Origin of the sequence: Bradyrhizobium sp., from assembly GCF_019244115.1 — a bacterium.
GTDB lineage: Bacteria > Pseudomonadota > Alphaproteobacteria > Rhizobiales > Xanthobacteraceae > Bradyrhizobium.
This window is the reverse complement of sequence record NZ_JAFATE010000543.1, coordinates 1-17,158: the sequence shown is the minus strand read 5'-3', so window position 1 is coordinate 17,158 and position 17,158 is coordinate 1. Positions and strand designations below refer to the sequence as shown.

15 protein-coding genes are annotated in these 17,158 nt (G+C 64.5%); 6 read left to right on the top strand and 9 right to left on the bottom strand.

From position 1 onward, the window contains the following. Together JOZ76_RS24000 and JOZ76_RS23995 are read left to right on the top strand one after the other, a co-directional pair. Positions 1 to 199 (top strand): PilZ domain-containing protein (locus JOZ76_RS24000; RefSeq protein WP_291702571.1); only part of this gene is annotated, 199 nt, incomplete at its 5' end. 142 nt (positions 200 to 341) lie between these two features. Next, entirely contained in the window at positions 342 to 1,193 is an 852-nt protein-coding gene (locus JOZ76_RS23995; RefSeq protein ID WP_291702569.1) for a tetratricopeptide repeat protein, read from the top strand. 56 nt (positions 1,194 to 1,249) lie between these two features. Here the strand turns inward: JOZ76_RS23995 and JOZ76_RS23990 are convergent, their stop codons facing one another. From JOZ76_RS23990 to JOZ76_RS23965, 6 genes are all read right to left on the bottom strand, one after another. Continuing rightward, entirely contained in the window at positions 1,250 to 2,518 is a 1,269-nt protein-coding gene (locus tag JOZ76_RS23990) for an AAA family ATPase (protein WP_291702563.1), read from the bottom strand. Next, on the bottom strand, positions 2,515 to 3,252 hold the full coding sequence (locus tag JOZ76_RS23985) for a CpaD family pilus assembly protein (RefSeq protein WP_291702561.1): 738 nt from the start codon (positions 3,250 to 3,252) through the stop codon (positions 2,515 to 2,517). The genes JOZ76_RS23990 and JOZ76_RS23985 overlap by 4 nt, the downstream gene beginning before the upstream one ends. Before the next feature lie 36 nt (positions 3,253 to 3,288). After that, on the bottom strand, positions 3,289 to 4,713 hold the full coding sequence (locus tag JOZ76_RS23980; protein WP_441300085.1) for a type II and III secretion system protein family protein: 1,425 nt from the start codon (positions 4,711 to 4,713) through the stop codon (positions 3,289 to 3,291). Positions 4,714 to 4,763: 50 nt separating this feature from the next. Continuing rightward, positions 4,764 to 5,564 carry a Flp pilus assembly protein CpaB gene (cpaB, locus tag JOZ76_RS23975; RefSeq protein WP_291702557.1) on the bottom strand — a complete coding sequence of 267 codons (801 nt, stop codon included), beginning with the start codon at positions 5,562 to 5,564 and terminating at the stop codon, positions 4,764 to 4,766. 260 nt (positions 5,565 to 5,824) lie between these two features. Beyond that, entirely contained in the window at positions 5,825 to 7,375 is a 1,551-nt protein-coding gene (locus JOZ76_RS23970) for a tetratricopeptide repeat protein (protein ID WP_291702554.1), read from the bottom strand. A gap of 196 nt (positions 7,376 to 7,571) precedes the next feature. Continuing rightward, positions 7,572 to 8,768: a TrmJ/YjtD family RNA methyltransferase gene (locus JOZ76_RS23965; RefSeq protein WP_291702551.1), complete on the bottom strand. Its 1,197-nt coding sequence runs from the start codon at positions 8,766 to 8,768 to the stop codon at positions 7,572 to 7,574. Between the two features lie 326 nt (positions 8,769 to 9,094). On the opposite strand from JOZ76_RS23965, the gene JOZ76_RS23960 reads away from it, so the two are divergent. Together JOZ76_RS23960 and JOZ76_RS23955 are read left to right on the top strand one after the other, a co-directional pair. Beyond that, a complete protein-coding gene (locus tag JOZ76_RS23960) occupies positions 9,095 to 10,306 on the top strand; it encodes an NADP-dependent isocitrate dehydrogenase (RefSeq protein WP_291702549.1) in 1,212 nt (403 codons plus the stop codon). Between the two features lie 131 nt (positions 10,307 to 10,437). After that, positions 10,438 to 10,941, top strand: coding sequence for a DUF3455 domain-containing protein (locus tag JOZ76_RS23955; protein WP_291702545.1), 504 nt, complete (start codon positions 10,438 to 10,440; stop codon positions 10,939 to 10,941). Between the two features lie 93 nt (positions 10,942 to 11,034). On the opposite strand, the gene JOZ76_RS23950 is transcribed toward JOZ76_RS23955, so the two are convergent. Next, positions 11,035 to 11,790, bottom strand: a complete 756-nt coding sequence (locus JOZ76_RS23950) for an alpha/beta fold hydrolase (RefSeq protein WP_291702541.1) — start codon at positions 11,788 to 11,790, stop codon at positions 11,035 to 11,037. Between the two features lie 396 nt (positions 11,791 to 12,186). Here JOZ76_RS23950 and JOZ76_RS23945 point away from each other — a divergent pair, with 396 nt between their 5' ends. Together JOZ76_RS23945 and JOZ76_RS23940 are read left to right on the top strand one after the other, a co-directional pair. Next, complete coding sequence (locus JOZ76_RS23945; RefSeq protein WP_291702539.1) at positions 12,187 to 13,320, top strand: nitronate monooxygenase; 1,134 nt, start codon at positions 12,187 to 12,189, stop codon at positions 13,318 to 13,320. A gap of 217 nt (positions 13,321 to 13,537) precedes the next feature. Next, a complete protein-coding gene (locus tag JOZ76_RS23940) occupies positions 13,538 to 15,046 on the top strand; it encodes an acetyl-CoA acetyltransferase (RefSeq protein WP_291702573.1) in 1,509 nt (502 codons plus the stop codon). A 23-nt stretch (positions 15,047 to 15,069) separates the two neighbouring features. Here the strand turns inward: JOZ76_RS23940 and JOZ76_RS23935 are convergent, their stop codons facing one another. Beyond that, positions 15,070 to 16,308: a tetratricopeptide repeat protein gene (locus JOZ76_RS23935; RefSeq protein ID WP_291702538.1), complete on the bottom strand. Its 1,239-nt coding sequence runs from the start codon at positions 16,306 to 16,308 to the stop codon at positions 15,070 to 15,072. A 162-nt stretch (positions 16,309 to 16,470) separates the two neighbouring features. Then, positions 16,471 to 17,158, bottom strand: a 688-nt coding sequence (locus JOZ76_RS23930) for a four-carbon acid sugar kinase family protein (protein WP_291702536.1), incomplete at its 5' end; no start/stop codon positions are given.

The following is a 17,158-nucleotide window of genomic DNA, read 5'->3' as shown; positions in this document are numbered from 1 at the left end:
CGCGAAGATCCAGTCGGGAGCCGGCCTGCTGCCGCGCGACTGCACGATCACGGATATCTCGTCGGGCGGCGTGAAGGTGGTCGCCGAATATCTCGAGATCCCCCCGCTCTTCACCATCATCTTCTCCACCGGCGACTCGCGGCAGTGCCGCCTCGCGTGGCGGATTGGCTGCGAATTCGGCGCCGAGTTCGTCGACTAGATCCGCAGTCCGGTCCACACAACGCAGCACGAGCAGGACCTGCCTCGTCTCGAAGAGTGGCGCGTTCGCCGCTTTAACCGGAAGTTAGGGCTAATATGGTGAACGTCTCTGACCTTTCGTTGCCGGCCAGAGTTCGAAGTCCATGTTCCCGCGTTTGCCCGGACAAGCCCGCCTGACGCCGCTCGCGTCAGCGGCAGCATCCGTAGTCCTCGTATTGGCGCTGTGCAGCTGCCAGACCACGGCAACATCCGATATCACCGGCTCGCTTGGAGAACAGGGCGAGGCAAGTGCCTCCGCCGATCCGCGGCGCGACGTCGAGCTTTACCGCGACCGCTATCGTGCCAATCCCAAAGACCCCGAACTGGTGCTGCAATACGGCAAGGCACTGCGGGCCACCGGTGAACGGTCGCAGGCGGTCGCGGTGCTCGAGCAGGCGAGCATCGCCAATCCCGGCAACAAGGCCCTGCTCGCTGCTTACGGACGGGCCCTGGCCGACAACGGCAATTTCGAGATGGCGTTCGACGTGCTGAGCCGCGCGCACAGCCCCGATGATCCCGACTGGCGGATCCTGTCGGCCCAGGGCGCGGTGCTCGATCAACTCGGCCGCTACGACGAGGCACGGCAATACTACGCGAGCGCGCTCAAGATCGCGCCCGATGACCCCACGGTGCTGTCCAATCTCGGCCTCTCCTATTTGCTCTCCAAGGACCTTGCGAAGTCAGAGGAAACGCTGCGGCGCGCCTACGGCCATGCCAATTCGGATCCGCGCGTGCGAATGAATCTGGCTGTCGTTGTCGGCCTGCAGGGGCGCGCGGCCGAGGCCGAGAGCATCGTGAAGGCTGGCCTGCCGGCCGCAAATGCGGCCGCCAGCGTCGCCTATCTGAAGGGACTGCTGTCGCGGAAGGACAAGGTCCGCGCTGAGGCGGAGAAGATTCCGGTCAGTGCGCCCGCGATAAAGGAAGCGCGAATGTCCGACGCCGGGCACGGAGAATAGCTCTCGATCCGTCTTCCGGGTGGACCAGCCGTCGCCGCAGCGACCACTGATGCCGATTATGCCCTTGCGCGCAACTTGTTCATGAGCGGCCCCAGCAAGGAGCCGCGCGGCTTCCTGGTTTCGCCCCGCCCCGTCAGGCGTTGCGCCATCTGCACGAACATCTTGCTGGTCGCGTGAGACGCCGAGACCTCCGCGATCATCTGGCCGTTATTGGCTGCTTCGCCGAACAGCCTGGAATCGCAGGGAATGATGGCGATCGGCTTGCTCTCGATCGTCTTGATGAATTCCTTCACCTCGATCTCGGGCCGCTTCGGCATGCCGACCTGATTGAGACAATAAAGCGGCGGCCGGTCGTTCGGCCGCGCGGCCCTCAGCACGTTCAGGATGTTCTTGGCATTGCGCAGGTTGGCAAGGTCCGGCTCGGCCACGATGACGATCTCGTCCGCGCCGATCAGGGCGCGCCGCGTCCATCCCGACCATTGGTGTGGGATGTCGAGCACGATGCAGGGCGTCGACATGCGCAGAGTGTCGAAGATCGCATCGAAAGCTTCCGCGCCGAAATCGTAGACGCGATCGAGCGTCGCCGGTGCCGCCAGCAGGCTGAGGCGATCGGTGCACTTTGCGAGCAGCCGCTCCATCAGCGCGGTGTCGGGCCGATCGGGCTGAAAAATCGCATTGGCGATGTTCTGCATCGGGTCCTGGTTGTAGTCGAGGCCCGCGGTGCCGAAAGCAAGGTCGAGATCGATCACGACGGAATCCATCGCCATGTCGCGCGCGATCGCCCAGGCGACATTGTGCGCCACCGTGGAGGCGCCGACGCCGCCCTTGGCGCCGACGACCGCAATGACGCGGCCGGTGGTGACCGTTTCCGACGCCGAGAACAGGCTCGAGATCGAGCGCAGCACGTCCATCGTCTCGATCGGTCCGACCACGTAGTCATTGACGCCGCGACGCACGAGCTCGCGGTATGGCGCGACGTCGCGCTCGCTGCCGATCACGACCACACGGGTTCCCGGATCGCACACGGACGCCAGTTCGTCGAGGTCGGCCAGCACGTCGCTGCGATCGCTGGTCTCCAGGATGATGACGTTCGGCGTCGGCATCGAATGATAGGCTTCGATCGCCGCCGCTGCGCCGCCCCTCTTGACCGTCAGATGCGCTTTGCTGAAACGACGGTCGGCGCCGGCCGCCAGCACGACGGCAGCGGTTTCGTCGCTCTCGCAAAATGCCTGCACCGAAATGCGCGGCACCGGGGCGATGTAGTCGTCCGTAGACGGCACGTCGTCGGCGTGCTGCTCGTGATCCTGGCGCACGGAGTTGATCATTTGCCTGTGTCGCTGAGTTTGGCCTTGTCGGTTTCGGGATAGTTGGTCGTGGTCGATTCGCCCTTGCGGTATTTCTCGAACGCCGCGTTGCGCCGCATCGTGTAAGGCGGCGTCTCGGATCGCGGCTGTTCGAGATCGGCCGGATTATCGATCATCGCGGCCAGATTGCGCTGGGTCGCGCAGCCGAAATTGTAGTACGGCCTGTTCTCGCCGTAGCCGGGGTCCATAATCGACGGACCGAGGTCCGCCGGCCACTCGCCGCAGGGACCTGCGATGGCCATGATCCGCGGATAGCTCAGCCTGATCGGCGGCAGAAAGGCCGGATCGTCAGGGCGGTATTTGCGCAGGATGATGCCGCGCGGCGGTACGCCGCCCGCGGCCAGCAGGCTGCGAATCTCACGAAAGGTCGAAGCCGCGGCACGCGCATTCGGCGTGCCGACCGGGACATCGGCGATGACGGCGCCGGTTCCGTCATGAACCCAGCGCCGTGCCAATCCCACGACGTCGGCGCGCTGCGCATCGGAGAGACCGCCGCGCTCGCTGCCGACAAAGATGACGATCGCACGATCGGCTTCCTCGACGGCGATCGGATGACGCAGCCGGTAATCGCTCGGGACGGTCGCCACGACCTCCTGCTCGGTCACGCTGCACGCCCCGAGCGCAACGGACATCCCGATCAGCGCGCCAAGCGATCGCAAAGCGCCAACCGAGCCGCTCCCTATGCTGCGTTTCATCGTTCGTCCCTCGCCTCGTCTTCGGACTGGCCCCGCTCAGTCGATGATGAACCCGAAATTGCCGGGCGCACCGGCAACCGGCTCGGCACGGCCGGCGAGGCCGTAGATCCGGTTCATGCGCGCCAGCAGCGCCGATTGCGCATCGGACGCCGGCGCAAAGCCATCGTCGGGACGCGCCAACTCCTTCTGCGCGACGGCGCGCACGACATAGGGCGTGACCAGCACCATCAGCTCCGTCTCGTTGTTGACGAAGTCCTGGCTCCTGAAGAGCTGCCCGAGAACCGGCAACTGATCGAGCCCGGGCAATCCGTTGATCGCCTGCTTGGTCTGCTGCTGGATCAGGCCGGCCATCGCCATCGAACCGCCGGAGGGAATTTCCAGCGTGGTCTCGGCGCGGCGGGTCCTGATCGAGGGGATGGTGATGGAGTTCGAGCTGCTGCCGCTCAGCGCCTGAGTTACGGTGATGGAGTTGTCATTCGAGAGTTCGGACACTTCCGTCATCACCCGCAGGCTGATGCGCCCCTCGGCGAGGACCACAGGCGTGAAGTTCAGCGAGATGCCGAATTTCTTGTAGTTGATCTGGGTGGTGCAGACATGGGTCGTGGGGTCGCAGGAATAACCGGCCGGAATGGGAAACTCGCCGCCGGCGATGAAGGTGGCGGACTCGCCCGAGATCGCCGTCAGATTGGGCTCGGCCAGCGTCCGCACCACGCCGGCGCTCTCCATCGCGCGCATGGTAGCATTGACGGTCGGCAGGCCCTTGAGCACCGAGGAGGCGCTGAGGCCGTTGTCGGAGACGAGTGGCGCGCCATGCGCCGTGAACGGGTTGGAGTTGTTGAAATTCACCACGGCTGTGCCGTAGTTCATGCTGGCAGAGAGGTCGATGCCGAGCTGCTTGATGATATCCCGCCGCACCTCCGCGACCGAGACCTTCAGCATCACCTGGTCGCGGCCGCGCACCACGATCGCGTTAACGACCTTGTCCGCACCGCCGGCGAGCCGCGCCGCCACGTCTCCGGCCTGCTGCGCCTCGACCGGGCTCGACACTTGACCGGTCAGGACGACGCCGTCGCCGACACCCTCGATCTGGACGCCGGGAAAACTCTGGCGGAGTGCGGCGCGCACGCCATTGAGATCGCGCTTCACCGCGATGTCATAGGCTGCGATCTGCGCCCCGGCGGCATCGAAGAACACGACGTTGGTCTGGCCGATCGCCGCGCCGATGATGTAGGCGCGCTGCGCCGAGTGGATCACGGCATTGGCAATCTTCGGATCGGCGACCAGGACGTCCTTGATATCGTGCGACAGATCGACCACGACGGACTTGCCGACGCCGAGGGACAGGAAGCGCGCCTTGGCCGCGACCGGCGTCGCGCGATCGCTCGCCGCAATCGGTGCGAGCGCGGAAAGCAGCATCGATGCGACGACCGCTGAGATCGAGAGCGCGCGGATCAGAAACATCCGCGCCCTCGGTCGGGTGGGGGCGCATTGCATGTCGGCAGTCCTTTCCATCACTTCTGCGTCGTCTGCGTGGTGGGGACGCCGTAACGAACGATGTTGATGTTTGCGCCTGTCGGCCGCGCCTGGCCTTCCGGCCTGTTCTCGACCGCATTGGCATCGGCGATGCTGCGCAGCGCCAGCGCCAGCGTACCGCTCTGCCGCGCGCGGGCGAGCGTCTCGGCCTGCTCCGGCGCGAGCTCGAGCGTCACGGTCTTGCCGAGCAGCGTGTTCTGGCCATCCTTTTCCTTCGGCGCCTGATCGATGGCGAGCACGCGGACGTTCGACAGGATGATCTGCGAGCTGACGACATCCTGCCCGCCAGCGCCGACAGCCTTGTCGCGCTTCGAGAGGATGACGTCGACGCGGTCATCGGGCAGGATGAAGCCGCCGGCCGCGGTCTCCGGCGAAATGTCGGTCGAGATCGCACGCATGCCGGACGGCAGGATCGCGGCCATGAACCCGGAATTGGCCTTGACCAGCTTCTGCTCTCGGATCGGCTCGCCGGCCATGAACGGCACACGGACCGTCGAGCCCGAGTATTGCCGGGGCGCGTCCGGATGGTCGCTGCGGCGGATAAAACTGTTGCTGGCGCTGGCGACGGGCCAGGTCTGCCACTGCAGGTCGTCCGCCTTGACCATCTGGCCGAGGCCGATATCCGACTTGGCGACGAGGACGTCGACCGTCGGCAGCTCAGCGACCGGTTTGGCCGCCGCGATCTGCTTGTTCTCAGGATCGGACCCGCTCGCAAGATAGGCGGCAAGGCCGCCTGCACCGAGCGCGATGGTCAGGACCACAATGCGGGCGGGTTTCATACGCTCTACTGTCTGCTCTCACGCGGGAAACCAAAGGACCGCTCGCATGACAGTCCCCTCCCTGGGCATGACTAAGCAGCAAAAGTATAAGCGGACTTGCGAGAGCGGACGCCTCGCCGGCCCGTGCTCGCTGATTTGTCCGCATGGTGAACGGAGCGTTTAGCAGATGCGCGCACGTACTCCGTTGATCTACGGTGACGCGTCAACGGCTCGCGTGGCGTTGAGTTCGTTCGCTCCGATTGCAATTACATCGTGCACAATCACGGATTGACGCCGAGCGCCTTGAGCTCGGCTTTTGCGGCCGACCATTCGATGAAGGTCTTTGGGCAATCGGTGGCAGCCAGGCCGAACAGCCGCGTGGCATCATCTTTCGAGCCGCGCTGCAGTGCCAATTCGCCGGCGAAGAAATTCGCCTCGCATACCTGACACTTCTGAACCTGGGGATCGGAATCCTGCGCCGCTGCAAGCGCCGCCTCAGGCGTCGTCTCGTCGAGGAACATGCGTACGACCGGAGCCGGCCATTTGATCATATCAAGCTGCGCCGTCGTGTCGGCTAGCTGACTCGGCTGACTTCTGCGCCTCGCGACGATCTCGCGCCACAACGCCGTGTAGGCGTCCCTGGGGTCGAGTTCCTGTGACTGATGCAGGTCAGCCAGCGATTTGTCGAAAGAACCGGCATGAAGCTGCAAGATCCCTCTCATACGATAAGAGCGCGCGCTATTTGGATCCAGCCGGATCACCTCGTCGTAGTCGGCGATGGCGTGGACAAGATCGCCCTTGGCTTTGTACGCGCCGCTGCGGCCGGCATAAGCCTGCTTGTCCCGTCGATCGATCTGGATCGCCTTGTCGTAGTCGGCAACCGCACGGTCGAGATCGCCCTTTACCAGGTAAGCATTCCCGCGCCAAACATAAGCATACCTGGAATTCGGATCCGCCTGGATCGCCAGATTGAAATCGTCAATAGCACGATCAGCATCATCCTTTCTGAAGTATGCAATGCCGCGGTCCTGATGCGCGTATGGATTTTTGGGATTGAGCTCAATCGCGTGATCGTAGTCGGCTAGGGCGCGATCTCTCTGGCCGCTCCGGTGGAATACGCTGCCACGGCCGACATAGGGCCGCTCATCATTCGGGTTAAGTTCGATCGCCTGGTTGTAGTCGGCGATTGCACGCTCGAATTCATTGCGCCGGGAATACGCATTGCCACGGCTCGCGTAGGCCTGTTCATCCCGGGGATTCAGCTCGATTGCGTGATCGAATTCGGCCATGGCGCGATCCATCTGACCGCTCCGCGCCAATGCAGCGCCGCGGCCGACGTAGGCCCGCTCATCCTTTGGGTTGAGGTTGATCGCGTGGTCGTAGTCGGCGATTGCACGTTCGAACTCGCCGCGCTCGGAAAATACGCCGCCGCGGCTCACATAGGCCTCTTCATCGTTTGGATTGAGCTCGATTGCCCGGGCGGAATCGGAGAACGCGCGGTCGAAATCATTTGTCCTAAGATAGACTAAGGCTCGCCGTGTGTAGACGTGGGAATCGTTAGGATCGAGTCGGATCGCTTGGCTGTAATCAGCAATCGCTTGATCAAAATCTTTCAGATAATAATTTGCATCGGCGCGAATGATGTAGGCATATCGATCTTCGGGGTAGAGCTTGATGACTTGCGAGTAATCGGCAGCGGCGCGACTGAAGTCTTGTTTTGCTAAATATTCACGCGCGCGCAAGCGATACGCCCAAGCCAATCCTGTCTTGGGTACCTTCCCCGTCTCAATCACCATGGTACATGCGGCAATGCGTTCGTCTGGCGACACCATGGGGGCCTGGCATTTCGCCGGACCGACTTGTGTATGGGCTGGCGATAGAAGACAAAGCATCAGAGCCGCGACGCCCGCCACACCGCACCAGTTGCTTGTCATCATCGGCTGTCCCCAATGCCCTATCGTAACCATAGCGGCTCGGGGGATTTCGATCTACAACTTTCCGTTGCATACTACACAAACCCCGCGAGTACTACTTCGATTCCGCGATCATCACCTGCAGCCGCGCCAGCTCCGTTTCCAGATCCCGCTCGAGATCGCCGACGGTCATGTCAATGACCCGATAGTTGCGGCTTTCGAGCCACGCGCGCCGACCCGCGCGATCGGCGGCGATGGCGTCGGTCTCGCCTTCGTTGATGAGCTCGATCGCGATCCGGTGCGGGAAGGAGACGAAATCCGGGATGTGGCGGCCGACCGGGGTCTGACGCTTGAACTGGCCTGCGAACCGGCGGTCGCCCCTCAGGGCTTGCCACAGGATACGCTCGGCATCGGTCGGATTGCGGCGGAGCAGCCGCGCAAGCCCGCGCAGCGTGCCTGCCGACGGCGCGCCCTGCCCGTGCTCGGCAAGCAGCGCGCGCAGCCGCGTCGCCTGTTCGCCATCGAGCACGCCGCCCTTGGCCGGGCCCTTGCGCCCCTCGGCGATCGCCATGATCACCCCCTGCAGCGTGTGCATGTCCTGCTTGGTCGGCTCCATGCGGAAGAAGATGTTGCGCAGATTGACCAGCATGGTGTCGCGCTTCTCCACCGGTCGCAAAAATTCGACCCGGTCAAGCTCGCGCACGAGGTTTTCGAAGAAGGCGTCCATCTGTTGTTGCGAGGCGCGCGGCGAGCGCTCGGGCATCGCGAACGGCATCGCGCTTGCTGTCGCAAGCTTGAACCATTCATAGCCCATCAGCAGCACGGCTTGCGCGAGGTTCAGCGAGGCAAAACCGGGATTGACCGGAAAGGTGATGATGCGGTTGGCGCGCGCGACCTCCTCATTGGTCAGCCCCCAGCGCTCCCGGCCGAACAGGATGCCGACCTTGCCGCCGCTGCCCATGTGCTCTTTCATCTCCGCTGCCGCCACCTCCGGCGCCATCACCGGCTTGGCCTGATCGTGGGCACGCGCCGTGGTCGCGAACAACAGATCGAGATCGGCGACGGCCTGCTCGACGCTGTCGAACAGCTGGACACCGGACAGGATATGGTCCGCGCCCGCAGCCGCGCGCTGCGCCGCGACGTTGGGCCAGCCGTCGCGCGGATTGACCAGCCGCAGCCGCGCGAGCGCGAAATTGCCCATGGCGCGCGCCGCCATGCCGATGTTCTCGCCGAGCTGCGGCTCAACCAGAATGATAATGGGGCCTTCGATCTCGAAGCCGGCCTTGCTCTTGTCGGTGCCCGAACCGGTCACAGCGCGCTTTCACTCTTGTTTGCAGACCGAGTTGGTCGAGGTTCTCGAAATCCCGGTGAAATGGCACCGGTCGTTTCCCTCGTTTGCCTGTTTCGCACGGATTCTCAAGCGAAATAACCAAGTTACGTGCCCGCTTTGAGACCGGATCAAAGCCGGCATGAGCCCGATGTTCGTCATCTGGTCGATGCCGGCGGCCCCGGCAACCCAAAGCTTCTCCGATGCACCGCTGGCGGGAGATGCAGCCATCGCTTCCGCGACGGCATCGGCGGTGCTATAGCGCCCCCATAACCGTCCCGAACCATTCTCCCAGAAGGCCTCACACCGTCATGGCAAAAATCAAGGTGACCAACCCCGTCGTCGAGCTCGATGGCGACGAGATGACCCGGATCATCTGGCAGTACATCAAGGACAAGCTGATCACCCCGTTCCTCGATATCGAGCTGATGTATTTCGACCTCGGGATGGAACACCGCGACAAGACGGGCGACCAGGTCACGGTCGACGCCGCCAACGCCATCAAGAAGGTCGGCGTCGGCGTCAAATGTGCCACCATCACCCCCGACGAGGCTCGGGTGAAGGAGTTTTCCCTGAAGGAGATGTACCGTTCGCCGAACGGCACCATCCGCAACATACTGGGCGGAGTGATCTTCCGCGAGCCGATCATCTGCAAGAACGTGCCGCGTCTGGTGCCCGGCTGGACCAAGCCGATCATCATCGGCCGCCATGCCTATGGCGATCAGTACCGCGCCACCGACATCAAATTTCCTGGCAAGGGCACGCTGTCGCTGAAATTCGTCGGCGAGGACGGCACCGTGATCGAGAAGGAGGTATTCAAGACCCCCGGCCCAGGCGTCGCGATGGAGATGTACAATCTCGACGACTCCATCATGGATTTCGCCCGCGCCTCGTTCAACTACGGCCTGCAGCGCGGCTATCCGGTCTATCTCTCGACCAAGAACACCATCCTGAAAGTCTATGACGGCCGCTTCAAGGACATTTTTCAAGACATCTACGACCGCGAGTTCAAGAGAGAGTTCGAGGCCGCCAAGATCACCTACGAGCACCGCCTGATCGACGACATGGTCGCGGCCGCGCTGAAATGGTCGGGCGGCTATGTCTGGGCCTGCAAGAACTATGACGGCGACGTGCAGTCCGACACCGTGGCGCAGGGCTACGGCTCGCTCGGCCTGATGACCTCGGTCCTGCTGACCCCGGACGGCAAGACGGTGGAGGCCGAGGCTGCCCACGGCACGGTGACGCGGCACTACCGCGAGCATCAGAAGGGCAAGGAGACCTCGACCAACTCGATCGCCTCGATCTTCGCCTGGACGCGCGGCCTGTCGCACCGCGCCAAGCTTGACAACAATCCGGAGCTCGCCAAGTTCGCGACCACCTTGGAGAACGTCTGCGTCGAGACCGTCGAGGCCGGCTACATGACGAAGGACCTCGCGCTGCTGGTCGGTGCCGACCAGCGCTGGCTGTCGACGACCGGCTTCCTCGACAAGGTTGCCGACAACCTCGTCAAGGCAATGGCATAATCGCACCGTAGTGTAGATGCAGGGTGGGCTGAGCCACGCGAAGCCCACCATCCCGGAAGTGGTGGGCGCGGCGCGAAGACGCGCTTTTGCCCACCCTACCGAACGAAGTCCATTACAGGAGATGTATGAGCATGCCCCGCATTGGCACCGCCGCCGCTGCATTGCTGCTGTTGGGAACGGCCGGCGCACGCGCCGGTGAGACTTCGCTGCCCGACGCCATCCTGGCACCGGGCGAGACCATCGTGCTGACGCTGCATGCCGAGGGCGCGCAGATCTACGAATGCAAGGCCGGCAGCGACGGCAAGCTTGCCTGGGCGTTCCGCGAGCCGATCGCGTCGCTGATGGAGAACGGCAAGACGGTCGGCCGGCACTATGCCGGGCCGAACTGGGAGCATGCCGACGGCAGCGCCGTCACCGGCAAGGCGATCGGCAATGCTCCGGGCGCGACCGCGAACGACATCCCATGGCTGAAACTCGAGGTCACGGCGCATCGCGGCACCGGCATCCTCGCCCCTGTCTCCACGGTGCAGCGGATCAACACCGAAGGCGGCAAGCTCGACGGGGCGTGCGACAAGGCCGGCAGCTTCCGCAGCGTGCCCTACGACGCCGACTACGTGTTTCTCCGCAAGGGGTGAGGCGCAGAATGCGGGGTGGGTCGAGCGGCAGCGAAACTCATCATCGCTCAGTGGCGACGAGCGATGGTCTCGCAAGAAAACTACGAGCGCCGCTCACACCCCCAACCGGTGCGCGCGCAGGAAAGATCGGATCTGCCGCACCGCGAGCGGAATGCGTTCCTTGGGCTGCTTCCACGGGAACATGCTGACCTCGGCGTTCGGCGCCAGCATGGCGGCCTCCATGGCCACAGCATAGGGATGCGCCGGAATGTCGTCCGGGAGGATCAGAACCGGAGTCTGGCAGTTGCGCACGAAGTCGCGCGTCACGGTGAAGACGAAATCGGGATCGGTGCGATACATCCGCGTCAAGAATTTTTCGACCTGCTCCATCGTAATGTCGGGCCGCCGCCTGACGAGCTCCGGCCCCCAGCCCTTCATGTTGTTGTCGAAGAACAGGTCGCGCATCTCGGGCCGCGATCCGGAGGGCTGCGCCAGCACCGCCGCGACGACACGGGTCGGCGCACGCTTCAGCAGATTCCAGATGAAGGGCCCGCCGATGCAGAAACCGAGCACCACGAAGCGGTCGATCCCGAGATGATCCATCATTCCGAGATGGTCGTCGGTAAAGGCATCCCACGGCCGGTCGATTTCGAGCGGACCGGAGGATTGCCCGCCACCCGCGTTGCGCAGGTCGGCGGCAATGCAGCGGTATTCGCCCGCAAACGTGGCGATCGGGTCGAACGGATGACTTTCGCCTGACAATGCCGCGATCGTCGAGTTCAACCCACCACCGGGAATGATCAGGAGCGGAAAGCCGGTCCCCTTCTCCTCGAAATGGATGCGGACCGGACCTTTTTCATAAAAACTCATGGCACTTCCTTCCTGGCTGCTGTTCTGTGCAAGCGCACGTGATGCCGCGGCCATCACCGCCGCTGCGGCGTCAGCTATCAGCATATCGCGTCTGGTCGTATCGATCATGAGGGCTCTCGTCCGGATCGCCTCACTTGGTCATTCCGGGGCGATGCGAAGCATCGAAATCTCGAGACTCCGGGTCTACGCTACACGCATCGGGGAACGACAACCGACGCGACAGGATCGAAGCGTGGCGGCTGCAGGCGCCGCGTAGTTTACAACGCGGAATGCGCGATATTCCCGGCGCCTGCGCACAAGATTATCAGGCCGAAACCCGCTTGGCTCGATGCGCTGCGATGGGCTAGCGTGACGCGCTGCAGGGACGACAGCGCTGCCGCAGGGGAGTGACCGACCATGAAATCGCCGATATGCGACATGCTGGGCATCGAGTTTCCCCTGTTCGCCTTCAGCCATTGCCGGGACGTGGTGGCCGCGGTCAGCCGTGCCGGCGGATTTGGCGTGCTGGGCGCGACCGCGCATTCGCCCGAGACGATCGAGCAGGAATTGACATGGATCGACGGCCATATTGGCGGCAAGCCCTATGGGGTCGACGTGCTGATCCCGGAAAACATGTCGACCGCGGGCGAGACGAACGTCACCTGGAAGAGTCTGGAAGCGCGTGTCCCCGCGCAGCATCGCGACTTCACCCGCAACCTGCTGAGCAAACACGACATCGAGCTTGCGGCGCCTCCGGTCGCCGACAATCAGGCCCAGCCCTTCGATCCGAAGTGGGCCCTCGAGATGCTCGAAGTGTCCTTCCACCATCCGATCAAGCTGATCGCGAACGCACTCGGCGTACCGCCAAAGGAGATGATCGAGATGGGCAGGCAGCGTGGCGTACCGGTCGCGGCGCTGGTCGGCGCCAAGGAACACGCGCTGCGCCAGGTCGCGGCCGGCGTCGACATTCTGGTCGTGCAGGGCACCGAGGCCGGGGGCCATTGCGGCGAGGTCTCCACCATGGTGCTGGTGCCAGAGGTGATCAAGGCGATCAAGAAGGTCCGCGACGTGCCGGTGCTGGCGGCCGGCGGCATCATGACCGGGCGGCAGATGGCGGCCTGCATGGCGATGGGCGCGGCTGGGGTGTGGACCGGCTCGGTGTGGCTCGCCACGGTGGAGTCCGAGACATCGGAGATCTTTCGCGAGAAGATGATCGCCGCGTCCTCGCGTGATGCGGTCCGTTCGAAGGGACGTACCGGAAAGCCGGCGCGGCAATTGCGCTCGGTCTGGACCGACGCCTGGGATAGCGGCTGTGATAGCCCCGGCGCGCTGCCGATGCCGCTGCAGAGCATCATCAGCCGCGACGCCTTCCATGCTATCGACCGCGCCGCGGCGGCCGGCAACCCGAAAGCGCGCGATCTCGTGTCGTACTTCGTCGGCCAGGGCGTCGGACTGATCGACAGCGTGAAGTCGGCCGGCGGCGTGGTGCAGGAGTTCAAGGAGGATTTTCTGGAGGCGGTCGAGCACATGAATGCGCTGGTCGCGGAGTGACCGTCATTGCGGGGCGAAGCGACCAAGCGGCCAGGCCCTTCGTCATTGCGGGCGAAGCGACGGTGCCACCCAGGCCTCCCGTCATTGCGAGCGAAGCGAAGCAATCCAGACTGTCGCCGCGGATGCAGTCTGGATTGCTTCGGCGCCAAGGCGCCTCGCAATGACGGGCGGTAAGGTATGAGAGAACAACAACAACAACCAACAACAATGTTTTGCAATCACGCTTAGCTCCATTCCGGACGACCGCATTCCCGTTATCGTCGGCGTCGGCGAGACCGTCGATCGGCCGACCGACATTGCCGCCGGGCTCGAGCCTCTCGACCTCCTCGAACGGGCGCTGCGGCGCGCCGAGGCCGACAGCGGCGGGGCGCTGCTGCATGAACTCGGCTCGCTCGATGTGGTCAATTTCCTGAGCTGGCGCTACCGCGATCCGGAGCAGCTCCTGGCACACCGCCTCGGTGTCAAGCCGGCGCATTGCACTTACGGCCCGGTCGGCGGCGAGAGCCCGATCCGCTGCATCCACGAGGCAGCGCAGCGCATCGCACGCGGGGAATGCGCGGTCGCCGCCGTCTGCGGCGCCGAGGCGCAATCGACTGCGACCAAGGCGCAACGTGCCGGCGTCGCCCTGCCCTGGACGCCGTTCGCCCATGACGTGGAGGAGCCGAAACGCGGCGCGGCGTTCCAGAAACCGCTCGCCGTCAAACTCGGCGTGTTCCGGCCGGTGACCGTCTATCCGTTCTACGAGGCCGCGACATCGGCGCATTGGGGCCAGACCCCGCGCGAGGCGATGGCGGAATCCGGCACATTGTGGTCGCGCTATTCGGACGCGGCCGCGCAGAATCCCAATGCGTGGCTGAAGCGGCGCTTTGCGCCCACGGAGATCACGACGCCTTTGCCCGACAACCGGCTGATCGCCTGGCCCTACACCAAGCTGATGGTCGCCAACCCCTCGGTCAACATGGGCGCCGCCGTGCTGCTCACGAGCCTCGCGCATGCCCGCGCGGCCGGCGTGGGCGAAGACCGGCTGGTCTATCCGCTCGGCGGTGCCTTTGCCGAGGAACCGCGCGACTATCTGGTCCGCGACCAGTTTTACGAAAGCCACCCGCAGAATGCGGTGCTGAAGGCCGTGCGCGATTTCGCTGGCGAGAACGCCTTCGACGCGATCGAGCTCTATAGCTGCTTTCCCTGCGTGCCAAAGATGGCACGGCGGACGCTGGGCCTGCCGTCGGACGTGCAGCCGACCGTCACCGGCGGGCTCACCTTTTTCGGCGCGCCGCTCAACAGCTACATGACGCATGCTGCCTGCGCCATGGTGCAAAAACTTCGCGGCGGCGCCGGTCTCGGCCTGCTCTATGGGCAGGGCGGCTTTGTCACCAAGCACCATGCGCTGGTGGTGTCGCGGCAGGCGCCGCGCAGCGCGATCGCGCAAGATGCGAGCGTGCAGGCGGAGGCCGATCGCGACAAGCGCAGCGTTCCACCTTTCGTGACTGACGCAAGCGGCAAAGGCAAGATCGAGAGTTTTACCGTGCTGTTCCGCCAAGGCGGCGAGGTCGAGCACGGCGTCGTGATGCTGCGCACCGAACAAGACACGCGCACGCTGGCGCGTGTACCGGCGACAGACATCGTGACGCTGGCGCAGCTCATGAACATGGAGCGCACGCCGGTCGGCGCGCTCGGCGATATCACGATGGCCGCGGACGGCGTGCCGGAGTGGCGCGTCGCCTGAGTTTCTCGCGTCGGGCGGATCGACTATTGCGCACCACCGAGAGTTTTTAGCTCGACATTGGCAGCGGTGTATTCGAAGAACGCTTTTGGACAGCGCGACGCCGCCTGTCGCAGCCGCTCCGTCGCCTCGCCTTTGTCGCCTCGTTGCAGCGCCAGTTCCCCGCCGTAAAAATTCGCTTCGCAGACCTGCCGGTCCCTGGTTTTCGGGTTCGGATCGTCGGCCGCGGCCAGCACGGCCTCCGGCGTCGACTCGCCGAGATACAGATGGATGATCGGCGCCGGCCATTTGCTCATGTCGACCTGCCGCGTCGCGCCGGCAAGCCGGTTGGTGAGGCTGTTGCGCTGACCGACGATGTCGAGCCAGAGCGCCACATAGCCGTCGTTCGGCGCGAGTTCGTTCGCCCTGTTGAGATCGGCCAGCGCCGACGGCAGCTGGCCCGAGAATAGCAACAGTCGTCCGCGCTGCAGATAGGCCGCGGCGGACTGCGGATCGAGGCGGATCAGCTCGCGGCAATCGGCGATCGCGCGCGAAAAATCCCCCCTCTTCTCCCAGGCCCGCGCGCGATTGGAGTAGGCGCTGGCAAATTGCGGATCGGACCTGATCGCCTCGCCATAATCGGCGACAGCGCGGACCAGGTCGCCCTTCGCCTGCCAGGCGAGCGCCCGGTTGTTGTAGGCCAGTGCATCGTTCGAATTGAGCCGGATCGAATTGTCGAAGTCGGCAATGGCGCGGTCGAGATCGCCCTTGTCCTGCCAGGCGAGACCGCGGTTGGTATAGGCCGCCGCGATGTCCGGCTCGAGGCCGATCGCCTGGTTGTAGTCGGCAATCGCGCGGTCGAGATCGCCCTTTGCGCGCAAAGCGAGGCCGCGGTCGTTGTAGGCGTAAGCGTCCTCCGGGTCGAGCCGGATCGCCGCGTCATAGTCCGCGATGGCGCGGTCGAGGTCTCCCCGCCGATAGCGCGCGATCCCGCGATTGATATAGGTGTCGGCCGATTTCGGCTCGAGCCGGACGGCCGCGTCGAAATCCGCGATAGCTCGGTCGAGTTCCCCCCGATCCCGCAAGACATTGCCGCGATTGTTGTAGGCGACCGCCTTGTCCTTCGACGAGCTGCGGTCCGACCGGATGATCGCGGTGCAGCTGCGGACATGGTTGCCGAGTGTGGTTTTTTCCTTCTCCTGGCAGACATGCCAGTCCTGCACCTGCTGCGCCTGTGCCGGCAACACAAGCAGCAACAATGCAATTGCGATCCCCGACAAACGCATCCGCACCCCTCACGCCACTCACCCACGCGGAAGCTAACACAACCGCAGCGAAAGTCACCGGTAGTTGCGTATATAACGTGCTTCAACTCATTCAGAGCGGCGAATCCGTTGCAACACGGCCGTGATTTTACGGTGACCTGCTCGCGAAGGGATGGCTGCTGCTCAGCGCATCAGCGCGAGCGCGTCGGCAAAGAAATTGGCTCCGCCGAAATTGCCGGATTTCAGCGCCAGCAGCATGTCGCCCGCGTGCGCCCCGACGCTGCGCAGCACAGGCACACCGGGTGCGATCTCCGCACCGACCAGGAAGCCGGGAAGTCGCAAGCGGTCCACCACGGCGCCCGACGTCTCGCCGCCGGCGACCACCAGGCGCCGGACGCCGATGTGCAGCAGGCCGTCCGCGATATCGGCCATCGCCTGCTCGATCGCCTGTCCCGCCGCCTCGCGGCCATGGCGGGCCTGGAGCCGCGTCACCTCATCGGGCGTGGAACTCGAGGCGATCAGGACCGGACCGTCCGCGAGGCGCGCCGAGGCCCAGGAGAGCGCGCGCCCTGCCTCTTCCTTGCCCGCGACGACGCGCTCGGGATCGAGGTGCAGCACCGGCATGATGCTCTCGGCATGGACGATCTGCTGCAGCGTGGCCTGCGAACAACTGCCGGCGAGGCAGGCCGCAGGACCGCCGACCGGCGCCATCGCGTCGTCGGTCGCAGCCTTGACCTGACCGGATCCGGCCAGCGCACGCGCGAGGCCAAGGCCGATGCCGGAGGCGCCGACCGACAGGCGATGCTCCAGCGCGACCGCGCCGATGGTTTCGAGGTCGGCATCGAAGACGGCATCGATGATCGCGGCGTTG